Raw genomic sequence first — 12061 nt, 5'->3', positions numbered from 1 at the left:
ATGGATATTATAGCTAAACACAGAAAAGCGAAATCTTCTGCTCAAAAGTTAAGATTAGTTGCAGATGCAATTCGAGGTAAAAAAGTATTGCATTCTTTGCATATTTTAGAATTTAGTAATAAAAAAGCTGCCATTCTTATAAAAAAGGTGCTTCATTCTGCTATAGCAAATGCAGAACATAATTATGATCATGATCGAAAAGATTTATTTATAAAATGTATTTTAATTGATGAAGGACCTACGGTAAAACGCATGATGCCAAGAGCTAAGGGAAGATCTGATAGGATTTTAAAGCGTACTAGTCATATTACAATTATTTTATCTAGTATATAAATTCAAGGAATATTTATAATGGGTCAAAAAGTTCATCCTCATGGTATGAGATTAGGAATTATAAAAAATTGGAGTTCTACTTGGTTTGCATATAAAAAGGAATTTGCTAGTTATTTATATAGCGATTTTCAAATTCGTAGTTTTTTGCAAAAAAAGTTAATTAAAGCGGCAATATCACGTATTGTTATTGAAAGACCAGCAAAAAGTATACGTATTACTATTTATACAGCACGTCCAGGTATTGTAATTGGTAAAAAAGGAGAAGATGTTGAAAAGTTACGGTTTTTTATCGCAAATATGACAGGATTTCCAACACAAGTTAATATTTCTGAAGTAAAAAAACCAGAATTGGATGCTAAACTTATTGCTGATAATATTGCTATGCAACTTGAAAGAAGAATTATGTTCCGACGTGCTATGAAACGGGCAGTACAAAATGCAATGAAATATGGTGCAGAAGGTATTAAAGTGGAAGTCAGTGGTCGTTTAGGAGGAACAGAAATTGCTAGAAGAGAATGGTATCGAGAAGGTAGGGTACCATTACATACCTTGCGTGCTAATATTGAATATAGTCTTGCAGAAGCTTATACAACTTATGGGATTATTGGTGTGAAAGTGTGGGTTTTTAAAGGAGAAATATTAGATAGTGTGAAATTTTTTAATGATGAAAATAAAATGTTTTTTAAGGAAAAAAAACAATATAAAAAATCTAGAAAATTTAGGAGATTATAAGTATTATGCTACAGCCTAAAAAAACTAAATTTCGAAAAATGCATAAAGGTAAAAATAGAGGATTGATTGTAAATTCAAATATTCAATTTGGTATGTTTGGTTTAAAAGCAATTACAAGAGGGAGATTAACAGCACGTCAAATTGAATCTGCAAGAAGAGTAATTGCAAAATTTATTAAACGACAAGGTAAATTATGGATACGTGTTTTCCCAGATAAACCAATTACTCAAAAACCATTAGAAGTGAGAATGGGTAAAGGGAAAGGAAATGTAGAATATTGGGTTGCTTTAGTTCAACCTGGTAAAATACTTTATGAAATTGATGGATTATCTGAAGAAGAATCTCGTCAAGCATTTAAGTTAGCGACATCGAAATTATCTGTAAAAACTATTTTTATAAAAAAAACGGTGTTTTAATGAAAAAAATAAAATTGCGAAAAAATTCATTATCTGAATTAAAATCTGAGTTATTAAATTTATTACGTGAAAAGTTTAATTTAAGAGTTCAGTTTTTATCAGGAAAACTAAAAAAGTTGCATGTTTTAAAATTTATTCGAAGAAAAATTGCACGTGTTAGAACAATAATTTCTATTCAAGAAAAGGAGATTGAATGATTATTAAAAAGCATATCTTAAAAGGAAAAGTGTTGCGTAGTCATATGGATAAATCTATTATTGTTGTTACGGAACGTTTTGTTCAACATCCAATTTATCAAAAAATTGTAAAGAAAAAAAAAAAAATACATGTTCATGATAGCAAAAATCAATGTTCTAATGGTGATATAGTCGAAATTTCTTCATGTCGACCAATTTCTCGGAAAAAATCTTGGATATTAATTAAAGTGATTAAAAAATTTGTTGTATAAAATATTTTTTAAAGCATAAGTTTTATATTTTTTATTTGATTGATTTTTTATATTAAAATAGTTTAATATTATAATGGGAATTTTTTATGATACAAGAACAAACAATCTTATTAATTGCAGATAATTCAGGAGCAAAATCTGCTATGTGTATCAGGGTTTTAGGTGGTTCTAGAAAGAGATATGCAAAGATTGGTGATTTAATTAAAATTGCTATTAAAGACGCTGTTCCTAGAGGAAAAGTGAAAAAAGGAGAAGTTTTTAAAGCTATTGTTGTTCGAACAAAAAAAGGAATTAGACGTGCTGATGGTTCTTTAATTCGCTTTGATAATAATGCTTGTGTTATCCTGAATAATTTAGATCAACCAATTGGAACACGAATTTTTGGACCAGTTACGAGGGAGTTAAGAACAGAAAAATTTATGAAAATTGTTTCTTTAGCTCCAGAGGTTTTATAATTTTAATAAGTATACGGAGTATATATATTATGGCAGTAAAAATTCGTTCTTTAGATCGTGTTATGATAATTTCTGGAAAACATAAAGGAAAAGTTGGAGTGATAAAATTTGTTTCTCCGGATAAAAAAAAAGTTATTATTAAAGGAATCAATTTAGTTAAAAAACATCAAAAAGCAATACCTGAGAAAAAAGTAAGCGCTGGAATTATAAAAAAAGAGTCTTTAATACATATTTCTAATATAGCTATTTTTAATTCTGATATTAAAAAACCTGATCGCGTTGGTTTTAAATATATTAACGGGAAAAAAATTAGATTTTTCAAGTCTAATAATAAAATTATTACTTCAATATAAGGATTATTATGTCTGAATTATATGATTATTATAAATCAGTCGTAGTCAAAAAATTAATATCGAAATTTCGATATAAATCTGTTATGCAAGTACCTACATTAAATAAAATTGTTTTAAATATGGGAGTAGGACAAGCAACTGATAATAAAAAATTTTTAGAACAAGCAATGAATGATTTATCGGTAATATCTGGACAAAAACCTTGTATTACAAAATCGAGAAAATCGATAGCTGGTTTTAAAATTAGAAAAAATGTTCCTCTAGGATGTAAGGTAACATTAAGAAAATTTCGTAAATGGAATTTTTTAAATTCTTTAATAAAAGTAGTAATTCCTAGAATACGTGATTTTCGAGGATTTTCAAAAAAATCTTTTGATGGAAGAGGAAATTATAATTTAGGTATTAGGGAACAAATTATTTTCCCGGAAATTAATTATGATAATATTGATAAAATTCGTGGTTTAAATATTTCAATTATTACTACTGCTAATTCTGATCATGAATGTTTATCATTATTATCATTTTTTAATTTTCCATTTCAATTATAATATTTTAGGAGTATGGTATGGCTAAAGAATCGATGAAAGCAAGAGAATTAAAGCGTATTAAATTGGGGAAAAAATTTTTTTTAAAAAGAAAAAAATTAAAAAAAATAATTCTAAATATGAAGACTTCAAAAAAAAAAAGATGGTTAGCAGTATTAAAGTTACAAACTTTGCCTCGTGATTCTAGTTTATCGAGACAAAGAAATCGATGTTTTCAGACGGGGAGGCCGCATGGTTTTTTAAGTAAATTTGGATTGAGTCGTATTAAAGTACGAGAATTAGCTATGCGAGGAGAAATACCAGGATTAAGAAAATCAAGTTGGTAAAGTTGAATATATATTATTTTGAGGAGTATTATCATGAGTATGCAAGATCCAATATCAGACATGTTGACTAGGATTCGAAATAGTCAATCAGCAAATAAAGATGCAGTTAGTATTCCTGCTTCTAAATTTAAGATAGCAATTAGTAATGTTTTAAGATATGAAGGGTATATTGATTATTTTGTTTTGAAAAATAAGAATAATCAATTAATGTTAAAAATTTTTTTGAAATATTTTGATGGAAAGCCAGTAATATCAGAAATTGTACGCATTAGCAAACCAAGTTTACGAGTTTATCATAACAGAAATAATTTACCAATAGTAATGAATGGGTTAGGTATAGCAATACTGTCAACTTCAAAAGGAGTAATGAGTAGCAAAAGAGCTTTTCGTATGAGGGTTGGAGGAGAAGTAATTTGTACTGTATCTTAATATGGAGATTTATTGTATATGTCTAGAATTGCAAAAAAACCAATTTTTATTCCTCAAAATGTTGATCTTAAAATAGAAAATAATACAATTACAATTGTTTGTAATACATATCAAACTAAACATGTTTTACATGATCATGTTCGGGTGGAATATCGTAATAATAAATTGTTTTTTTTTTCTAAAGTTAATAGAAGTTATGGGTGGATGCAAGCAGGTACAATGAGATCTTTAGTTAATGCAAGCATTTTAGGTATTACAGTTGGTTTTACTAAAAAATTGATATTAGTTGGCGTTGGTTATCGTATGTATATGGAAAAAAATAACACTATAGTTATGTTATTAGGATATTCACATAAAATTCAATATGTTTTGCCAAATGACATCGTTGTTGAAAATATTTCTGCTACTGAGATCACTTTAAAGAGTATTAATAAACAACTGTTAGGACAAATTGCAGCTAATATACGATCTCAGCGTAAGCCTGAAGTATATAAAGGGAAAGGAGTACGATATTTTAATGAATTTATTCGTATTAAAGAGGCTAAGAAAAAATAAATGAAAACTATAGTGAGCAAAAAATATGCTCGAATGAAAAGAGGGTGGAAAACACGTTGTAAATTACGTGATTTAAATGCAATTCGATTAGTTATACATCGAACATCTCGACATATATATACTCAAGTTATTGATGCAAAAACTTCTTTTGTGTTAACATCTGCTTCTACATTAGATAATCAAGTTAAAAAAAGTATTTTTGGTTATACAGGTAATAAACAATCTGCTAGTATAGTTGGATTGATTATTGCGAAAAGAGCATTAAAGATTGGAATTACAATAGTTTCTTTTGATCGATCTGGATTTAAATACCATGGTAGAATTAAATGTTTAGCAGATGCTGCTAGAAAAGCAGGATTAAAATTTTAAGGAAAATTAATGAACGTTAAGTATTATGAAAAAAAAAAAAATATGGATTATAAAGAAAAGTTGATTGCTGTGAATAGAGTATCTAAAACAGTGAAAGGAGGGAGAGTTTTTTCATTTTCTGCATTAACAGTGGTAGGTAACCATAAAGGAAAAGTTGGAATAGGTTATGGAAAAGCTAGGGAAGTTCCTGCAGCTATTCAAAAAGCTATGGAACAAGCTCGTAAAAATATGATTTTTATTGCCATTAAAAATGGAACATTGCAACATACTGTGAAAGGTTATCATACAAGTTCGTTTGTTTTTATGAAACCAGCTTCTAAAGGAACAGGGATTATTGCTGGAGGTGCGATGAGAGCAGTATTAGAAGTGGTGGGTATTCATGATGTATTAGCAAAAACATATGGTTCAACAAATCCAATTAATGTTGCACGTGCTACAATAAATGGTTTAAAAAATATGCAATCAATAGATATGATTGCAAGAAAAAGAAATAAATTAACTTCTGAAATATAAGTAATGAAAATATTATTATGAAAAAAAAAATTACTATTACTCAAATTAAAAGTAGTATTGGACGTATACCAAATCATCGAGGTGCGTTAAAGGGATTAGGTTTACGACATATTGGTCATAAAGTGATTTTAAATGATACTCCGGCGATTCGAGGTATGATTAGTAAAATATTTTATATGGTAAAAATTTCAAAAGGATAATATAACTTGTATTTACATACTTTAAAATCAAGCAATGGATCAAAAAAAAAATCTAAACGTGTTGGTAGAGGAATTGGTAGCGGTTTCGGTAAAACATGTGGAAGAGGTCATAAAGGACAAAAATCTAGAAAAGGAGTAAGTATTAGGAGAGGTTTTGAAGGTGGACAAACACCTTTATATCGTCGTATTCCAAAATTTGGTTTTTTTTCTAAAAGGAAAAATATAACAGCAGAAATTAATTTTTTTGATATACAAAAGATTTCTGGAAATTTTGTAAATTTAAGTGTTTTAAAAAAAAATAGTATTATTAAGAAAAATATTAAGTATGTAAAAATTATTAATTCTGGTAAATTAAATAAATCTATTATTGTTCAAGGAATAAGAGTTACAAAAAGCGTTGATGAAATTATAAAGAAATTAGGTGGACAATTGAGGAAATAGTTTTTTAACATGATTAATAAAATTCAAAGAAAATTTAAAAATATTAGTAGTACTTTATTAGAAGTAAAACAAAGAATTATTTTGTTAATTTTTGTAATTATAATATTTAGAATAGGTTTATTTGTACCTATTCCAGGTATAAATTATTTTGTTGTATTAAATTTTTTGCAACTACAAAAAGGCAATATATTTGATTTATTTAATATGTTTTCTGGTGGAGCTTTAAGTCATGCATCTATTTTTTCTTTGGGGATTACGCCATATATTTCTGCTTCTATAATTATGCAATTACTGACTTTAAAAAAAAAAAATTTATTTCATACTAAAATAGATGAACAAAAAAAAAAAAAGCACAGTCAATATATTAGATATATAACTTTATTAATTTCTGTTTTACAATCTATAGGAATTTCTTATGCTTTACCTCATATTGATGGAATTTCAGGATTAATTAAAGATTTTAATGTACGTTTTGTGCTTACTACAATAATTAGTTTATCTACCGGTACAATGATTGTTATGTGGTTGGGGGAGCTAGTTACTGCATTTGGAATTGGAAATGGAATTTCTATGATTGTATTTTTAGGAATAATTTCTAAATTTCCTATCTCGATACTACATGCTATGAATTTTTTTTGGTTAAAAAGTTTTGCATTTTTATATATTATATTAATTTTATCTGTGATTTTTTTTATTACCTTTTTTATAGTTTTTATTGAAAGTAGTTATAGAAAAGTGAATTTATATTATTCTAAGCAACGGTATGTAAATACAGTATATATGACGCATAATACGCATTTGCCTTTAAAATTAAATATGTCTGGTATTATACCCTCTATTTTGGCTTCTAGTGTAGTTATTTTTTTATTTATGTTGTGTACATATCTTAGTAATTATGTTCATTCAAATATCTTATTAAATATAATATATTATATGCATCCTGGTCATATATTATATATTTTTTTCTATTGTTTTTTAGTTATTTTTTTTTGTTATATATATTCTTTTTCAGTATGTAATTCAAGAGATATTGCAGAAAATTTAAAAAGATCTGGAGTACTTATCCCAGGTATTAGACCAGGTTTACAAACTTCTTCATATATTGGAGGAATTATTAAACGTTTAATTTTAATTAATGCAATTTATATTATTTTTATTTATTTTTTCTCAGATATATTAAAGTTAATCGTACATGTTCCATTTTATTTTGGAGGCACCTCTTTATTAATCTTAGTAGTAGTAATTATAGAGTTTATGACACAATTTCAAACATTAATGATTTCTAATAAATATAATTCTATTTTAAAAAAATTTCCATTAAGTAAACATAATTTATATTAAAATATTTAATTATCTTAAAATAAAAAATATGGAATAAATAATATGAAGGTGCGCACATCAATTAAAAAATTATGCCGTAACTGTAAAATCGTGAAGAGAAAGAATGTGTTGCGTGTAATTTGTACAAATTATCCTAAACACAAACAACGACAGGGATAATTTTTTTATAATTTATATTACATAATATTAAGTTTGTTTAATTAATTATAAAGTAGAGGAATTTCATGGTTCGTCTTGCAGGAATTAATATTTCAAATGAAAAACATATTTCAATTGGTTTACAAGCGATTTATGGCGTTGGAAAAGCAAGATCTAAAATGATCTGTATACAGTGCGGTATTTCTCAAAATACAAAAATAAAAGATTTAAATAATTTGCAATTAGATAGTTTAAGACATGCGCTTTCAAAATTGATTATAGAGGGAGATTTACGGCGTGAAAGAACATTAAATATTAAAAGATTAATTGATTTAGGATGTTATCGTGGATTTAGACATCGTCGTAGTTTACCTGTGCACGGGCAACGAACAAAAACAAATGCTCGTACCAGAAAAGGACCACGAAAACCAATTAAAAAATAATTTAGAGAATATATTATGAATAAAAATACTATTCGGACAAAAAAAAAAATTAAGCAACATATTTTAGATGGTATTGCTTATATTCATGCTTCCTTTAATAATACTATAGTAACTATTACGGATCGTCAAGGTAATGTATTAGGTTGGGCTACAGCTGGTGGTTCAGGATTTCGCGGATCAAGAAAATCTACTCCATTTGCAGCACAAGTTGCTGCAGAAAGATGTATTGAATTAGTAAAAGATTATGGTATTAAGAATTTAGAAGTTATGGTTAAAGGTCCTGGTCCTGGAAGAGAATCAACAATTCGTGCATTAAATGTTGCTGGATTTAAAATTACAAATATTATTGATATTACTCCCATTCCTCATAATGGTTGTCGTCCACCTAAAAAACGTCGTGTATAATTTTAAATATAGAGAGATGAATATGGCAAAATATTTGAAACCAAAATTAAAATTAAGTCGTAGAGAAAATATAGATTTATTTTTAAAATCAGGGAATCGTACAATTGATTCTAAATGTAAAATTAATCAATTACCGGGGCAACAAGGGATAAGAAGATCTAGATTATCTGAATATGGGATACAGTTACGAGAAAAACAAAAATTACGTCGTTTATATGGTATACTAGAACGTCAGTTTCGAAATTATTATAAAAAATCTGTGAAATTAAAGGGAAATACTGGAGAAAATTTATTACAATTTTTGGAAAGTAGATTAGATAATGTGGTATATAAAATGGGTTTTGGTTCTACTCGAGCAGAAGCAAGACAACTAATTAATCATAAATCAATTATGGTAAATGGGAATATTGTTAATATTGCATCATATCAATTATTTCCAAATGATATTATTAAAGTGTGTCATAAATCTTGTAATCAATTAAGAATTAAAGTTTCATTAAAATTATTAAAACAAAGAGAAATTCCTGATTGGTTAGATATTAATGTAAATAGATTAGAAGGAAAATTTATTCGCGTTCCTGATCGTGCAGATTTACCTCCGGATATTAATGAACACCTAATTATTGAATTTTACTCAAAATAAATTATAAATACATGATTGGGAGTTTTATATGCAAAGTATTGCGAAAGGTTTTTTAAAGCCTAGTATAGTAGATATTGAACATTTTAGTCGTACACATTTTAAAGTAATTTTAGAGCCTTTGGAAAGAGGTTTTGGTCATACTATTGGAAATGCTTTAAGGAGAATTTTGTTATCTTCTATTCCTGGATATGCTATTACTGAAGTGCAAATTAAGGGAATGCTGCATGAGTATAGTGCAAAATCGGGAATACAAGAAGATATTCTTACTATACTACTAAATTTAAAAGAATTAGCAATTAAAGTATATAATAAAGATTCAGTAATATTGAGATTAAAGAAATCTGGTATTACTACTGTGAAAGCTAGTGATATCATTCATGATGGTAGTGTTGAATTAATTAATTTAGAACATATAATTTGCAATTTAACTGATCAATCTGCTTCAATTGAAATGAAAATGAAAGTTGAGCAAGGTATTGGATATATTACCGCTGCTTCTAGAATAGCAAAATATGATGTTAATAAAAATATTGGCTGTATATCTTTAGATGCCTGTTATAGTCCTATAGAACGTGTTGCATATACTGTAGAATCCGCTAGAGTTAAGCAACGAACAGATTTGGATAAATTAATTATAGAATTAGAAACAAATGGAACAATTGATCCTGAGGTAGCTATTCGAAAAGCAGCAACAATTTTGTCCGATCAATTAACGACGTTTATTGATTTAAATTATGTTGTGCAAAAACCTATGAAAGTAAAAGAAAAAAAACCTGATTTTGATCCTATTTTGTTGTGTTCTGTAGATGATTTAGAATTAACAGTACGTTCTGCAAATTGTTTAAAAGTAGAAAAAATACATTATATAGGAGATTTAGTACAAAAAACAGAAGTAGAATTATTAAAAACTCCTAATCTTGGAAAAAAATCTTTAATGGAAATTAAAGATATATTAGCTGCAAAAGGATTTTCTTTGGGTATGAAATTAAAAAATTGGCCTCCTAAAGATATTTTAGGTTAATCAAATAAGATATATTTATATATTTTTTTGTATAAGGAATTTATATGAGACATAGAAAAAGTGGTCGTTGTTTAAATCGTAAATCTAGCCATTTAACAGCTATGTTTAATAATATGGTCTGTTCATTATTAAAATATGAAATTATTAAAACAACACTACCAAAAGCAAAAGAATTACGTACTATTATTGAACCACTTATTACAGTTGCAAAAATCGATAATATTGCGAATAGGAGATTAGTTTTTTCGAAAATTAGAGATAATTATAGTGTATTAAAATTATTTAATGAAATTGGACCATATTTTTTAAATCGTTCTGGAGGATATACGCAAATTTTAAAATATGGGTTTAGAATTGGAGATAAAGCGTCTCTTGCATATATTAAGTTTGTAGGTCGTTTAGCATAGAATTTTTAATTTTATTTTTTTAATTGATATAACGGCATTTTATTGCCGTTTATATTTTTTATTTTATTATTTGATTTTTTTGGAATATTTTTTGATTTGTTTGTATCAATTGTTCAACTGTAATAATTTTTTTTCCTGGTATTTGTATTTTTTGGATATTTAAAATATTTTTTTTTGTTTGTATTTGTATTCCATTTTTATTAATTTTTATAATTTTTCCAATTTTGTTTTTTGTATTATTGGTTATTATATTTGCTTTATGTATTTTAATTTGCATATCATTTATTTGAATATATGTTCCAGGCCATGGATTGAATGCTCTAATCATTCGTTCTATATTTTTTGCATGTAGAAAAAAACTTATTTTCCCCATTGACTTGTTTAATTTTTGAGAATATGTTGCTTGTTTTTCATTTTGTGTTTTCAGTTGATATTTTTTTTTTGTTATTTCATCTAATGTTTTTAATGTAATTTTTTTTCCAATAATACATAATTTTTTTATTAAACTATTTGTTGTTTCTTGTTTTTTTATTATACAAGATTGTATATTGATAATTTTCCCTGAGTCAATTTTTTCATTCATTTGAATGATGGTGACTCCAGTTCGTTTATCTCCATGTAGTATAGCATGTTGAATTGGTGAACAACCTCTCCATTTTGGCAATAAAGATGGATGTACATTAATACATCCCAATGGGAATTGTTTTATTAAAAATTTTGGTAGTATCAATCCATATGCAATAACTATCATGATATCTGCTTTTATTTTTAACAATTCTATACAATCTGATTTTTTTTTTATCTTTTTTAATTGTATAATTGGAATATTATTTTTATATGCAATTTCTTTGACTGGAGAAAATTTAATTTTTTTTCCTCTTTTGTTACATCTATCAGGTTGTGTTAGTACTGCTATTACGTGATGATATTTTAATATTTTTTCTAAGTGACATGCTGCGAAATATGGCGTTCCTGCGAAAATTATTTTTAATGGTTTTTTTTTTTTCATTTCATTTTTTATTTTTCATAATTGATTTTAATAATCAATTAGTAGTTTTCCATTTAAATGATCCATTTCATGTTGTATACAAATTGACAATAGATTTTCTGCTGTGATAACGATAGGTTTTCCATAATAATTTAAAGCATTGATTTTTATTTTATTGAATCGAGTAATTTTTTTTTTTATACCTGGCAATGAAAGACATTCTTCTTCGGTAGTAATATTTTCATATCGGTATATAATTTTTGGATTTAATAATGCTATTGGTTGAGATGGTTGTTGCATTATATCAATAACAATAATTTTTAAATGAATATCTACTTGCGGAGCCGCTAGGCCAATTCCGTTGTGATGATACATTGTTTCAAACATATTATGTATAATTTTATGTATTTTTTTATTAATTTGTTTTACTTTTTTTGTATTTCTTGTTAATTTTTTATTTGGATATTTAAGTATTTTTAATAAAGTCATTTTTTATTTTCTGTATAATTTTAATATTTTTTTAATTTTTTTTATTTTATATATATATATATATATATAAT

At 26.3% G+C, this 12061-nt stretch carries 24 protein-coding genes; 22 read left to right on the top strand and 2 right to left on the bottom strand.

The window, feature by feature from the left end; all coding sequences use genetic code 11:
* The 22 genes from rplV to rplQ all read left to right on the top strand — a co-directional run bounded on the left by rplV (position 1) and on the right by rplQ (position 10513).
* Positions 1 to 333, top strand: coding sequence for a 50S ribosomal protein L22 (rplV, locus tag RJT40_RS01780; RefSeq protein WP_343182476.1), 333 nt, complete (start codon positions 1 to 3; stop codon positions 331 to 333).
* An 18-nt stretch (positions 334 to 351) separates the two neighbouring features.
* Entirely contained in the window at positions 352 to 1065 is a 714-nt protein-coding gene (rpsC, locus tag RJT40_RS01775) for a 30S ribosomal protein S3 (RefSeq protein WP_343182475.1), read from the top strand.
* A gap of 5 nt (positions 1066 to 1070) precedes the next feature.
* Positions 1071 to 1481 (top strand): 50S ribosomal protein L16, encoded by a 411-nt coding sequence (gene rplP / locus RJT40_RS01770; protein ID WP_343182474.1) that lies wholly within the window; start codon positions 1071 to 1073, stop codon positions 1479 to 1481.
* Positions 1481 to 1678: a 50S ribosomal protein L29 gene (gene rpmC / locus RJT40_RS01765; protein WP_343182473.1), complete on the top strand. Its 198-nt coding sequence runs from the start codon at positions 1481 to 1483 to the stop codon at positions 1676 to 1678. The genes rplP and rpmC overlap by 1 nt, the downstream gene beginning before the upstream one ends.
* A complete protein-coding gene (gene rpsQ / locus RJT40_RS01760) occupies positions 1675 to 1929 on the top strand; it encodes a 30S ribosomal protein S17 (protein WP_343182472.1) in 255 nt (84 codons plus the stop codon). Before rpmC ends, rpsQ begins: the two co-directional genes overlap by 4 nt.
* Before the next feature lie 86 nt (positions 1930 to 2015).
* A complete protein-coding gene (rplN, locus tag RJT40_RS01755) occupies positions 2016 to 2384 on the top strand; it encodes a 50S ribosomal protein L14 (RefSeq protein ID WP_343182471.1) in 369 nt (122 codons plus the stop codon).
* 29 nt (positions 2385 to 2413) lie between these two features.
* The gene (gene rplX, locus RJT40_RS01750) at positions 2414 to 2737 is read left to right on the top strand and encodes a 50S ribosomal protein L24 (RefSeq protein ID WP_343182470.1); all 324 of its coding nucleotides are present in this window, start codon (positions 2414 to 2416) and stop codon (positions 2735 to 2737) included.
* A gap of 8 nt (positions 2738 to 2745) precedes the next feature.
* Positions 2746 to 3285, top strand: coding sequence for a 50S ribosomal protein L5 (gene rplE / locus RJT40_RS01745; protein WP_343182469.1), 540 nt, complete (start codon positions 2746 to 2748; stop codon positions 3283 to 3285).
* A gap of 17 nt (positions 3286 to 3302) precedes the next feature.
* Positions 3303 to 3608, top strand: coding sequence for a 30S ribosomal protein S14 (rpsN, locus tag RJT40_RS01740; RefSeq protein ID WP_343182468.1), 306 nt, complete (start codon positions 3303 to 3305; stop codon positions 3606 to 3608).
* Positions 3609 to 3641: 33 nt separating this feature from the next.
* Positions 3642 to 4037, top strand: a complete 396-nt coding sequence (gene rpsH / locus RJT40_RS01735; protein WP_343182467.1) for a 30S ribosomal protein S8 — start codon at positions 3642 to 3644, stop codon at positions 4035 to 4037.
* Positions 4038 to 4055: 18 nt separating this feature from the next.
* Complete coding sequence (rplF, locus tag RJT40_RS01730; protein ID WP_343182466.1) at positions 4056 to 4592, top strand: 50S ribosomal protein L6; 537 nt, start codon at positions 4056 to 4058, stop codon at positions 4590 to 4592.
* Positions 4593 to 4604: 12 nt separating this feature from the next.
* Positions 4605 to 4961, top strand: coding sequence for a 50S ribosomal protein L18 (gene rplR / locus RJT40_RS01725; protein ID WP_428994199.1), 357 nt, complete (start codon positions 4605 to 4607; stop codon positions 4959 to 4961).
* A gap of 42 nt (positions 4962 to 5003) precedes the next feature.
* Positions 5004 to 5474: a 30S ribosomal protein S5 gene (gene rpsE / locus RJT40_RS01720; protein WP_428994198.1), complete on the top strand. Its 471-nt coding sequence runs from the start codon at positions 5004 to 5006 to the stop codon at positions 5472 to 5474.
* A gap of 17 nt (positions 5475 to 5491) precedes the next feature.
* Entirely contained in the window at positions 5492 to 5674 is a 183-nt protein-coding gene (gene rpmD / locus RJT40_RS01715) for a 50S ribosomal protein L30 (protein WP_343182463.1), read from the top strand.
* A gap of 6 nt (positions 5675 to 5680) precedes the next feature.
* Positions 5681 to 6115 carry a 50S ribosomal protein L15 gene (gene rplO / locus RJT40_RS01710; protein ID WP_343182462.1) on the top strand — a complete coding sequence of 145 codons (435 nt, stop codon included), beginning with the start codon at positions 5681 to 5683 and terminating at the stop codon, positions 6113 to 6115.
* Between the two features lie 9 nt (positions 6116 to 6124).
* A complete protein-coding gene (gene secY, locus RJT40_RS01705; RefSeq protein WP_343182461.1) occupies positions 6125 to 7456 on the top strand; it encodes a preprotein translocase subunit SecY in 1332 nt (443 codons plus the stop codon).
* A 42-nt stretch (positions 7457 to 7498) separates the two neighbouring features.
* Positions 7499 to 7615 (top strand): 50S ribosomal protein L36, encoded by a 117-nt coding sequence (gene rpmJ, locus RJT40_RS01700; RefSeq protein WP_343182460.1) that lies wholly within the window; start codon positions 7499 to 7501, stop codon positions 7613 to 7615.
* 65 nt (positions 7616 to 7680) lie between these two features.
* The gene (gene rpsM, locus RJT40_RS01695) at positions 7681 to 8037 is read left to right on the top strand and encodes a 30S ribosomal protein S13 (RefSeq protein ID WP_343182459.1); all 357 of its coding nucleotides are present in this window, start codon (positions 7681 to 7683) and stop codon (positions 8035 to 8037) included.
* Positions 8038 to 8052: 15 nt separating this feature from the next.
* Complete coding sequence (gene rpsK, locus RJT40_RS01690; RefSeq protein WP_343182458.1) at positions 8053 to 8442, top strand: 30S ribosomal protein S11; 390 nt, start codon at positions 8053 to 8055, stop codon at positions 8440 to 8442.
* Positions 8443 to 8464: 22 nt separating this feature from the next.
* Entirely contained in the window at positions 8465 to 9085 is a 621-nt protein-coding gene (rpsD, locus tag RJT40_RS01685) for a 30S ribosomal protein S4 (RefSeq protein WP_343182457.1), read from the top strand.
* A 28-nt stretch (positions 9086 to 9113) separates the two neighbouring features.
* Positions 9114 to 10106 (top strand): DNA-directed RNA polymerase subunit alpha, encoded by a 993-nt coding sequence (locus tag RJT40_RS01680; RefSeq protein WP_343182456.1) that lies wholly within the window; start codon positions 9114 to 9116, stop codon positions 10104 to 10106.
* A 44-nt stretch (positions 10107 to 10150) separates the two neighbouring features.
* Positions 10151 to 10513, top strand: a complete 363-nt coding sequence (rplQ, locus tag RJT40_RS01675; RefSeq protein ID WP_343182455.1) for a 50S ribosomal protein L17 — start codon at positions 10151 to 10153, stop codon at positions 10511 to 10513.
* Positions 10514 to 10571: 58 nt separating this feature from the next.
* Here rplQ and fmt read toward each other — a convergent pair whose 3' ends face one another.
* Entirely contained in the window at positions 10572 to 11522 is a 951-nt protein-coding gene (gene fmt / locus RJT40_RS01670; RefSeq protein ID WP_343182454.1) for a methionyl-tRNA formyltransferase, read from the bottom strand.
* Between the two features lie 27 nt (positions 11523 to 11549).
* Positions 11550 to 11990 (bottom strand): peptide deformylase, encoded by a 441-nt coding sequence (gene def, locus RJT40_RS01665; protein WP_343182453.1) that lies wholly within the window; start codon positions 11988 to 11990, stop codon positions 11550 to 11552.
* Between the last annotated feature and the right edge of the window lie 71 nt (positions 11991 to 12061).

The sequence above is a fragment of the Buchnera aphidicola (Shivaphis celti) genome (genome assembly GCF_039349365.1).
In the GTDB taxonomy this organism is placed as follows: Bacteria; Pseudomonadota; Gammaproteobacteria; order Enterobacterales; family Enterobacteriaceae; genus Buchnera_L; species Buchnera_L aphidicola_AL.
The sequence above is the reverse complement of the archived record's forward strand: the minus strand, read 5'-3'. Positions and strand labels throughout refer to the sequence as shown.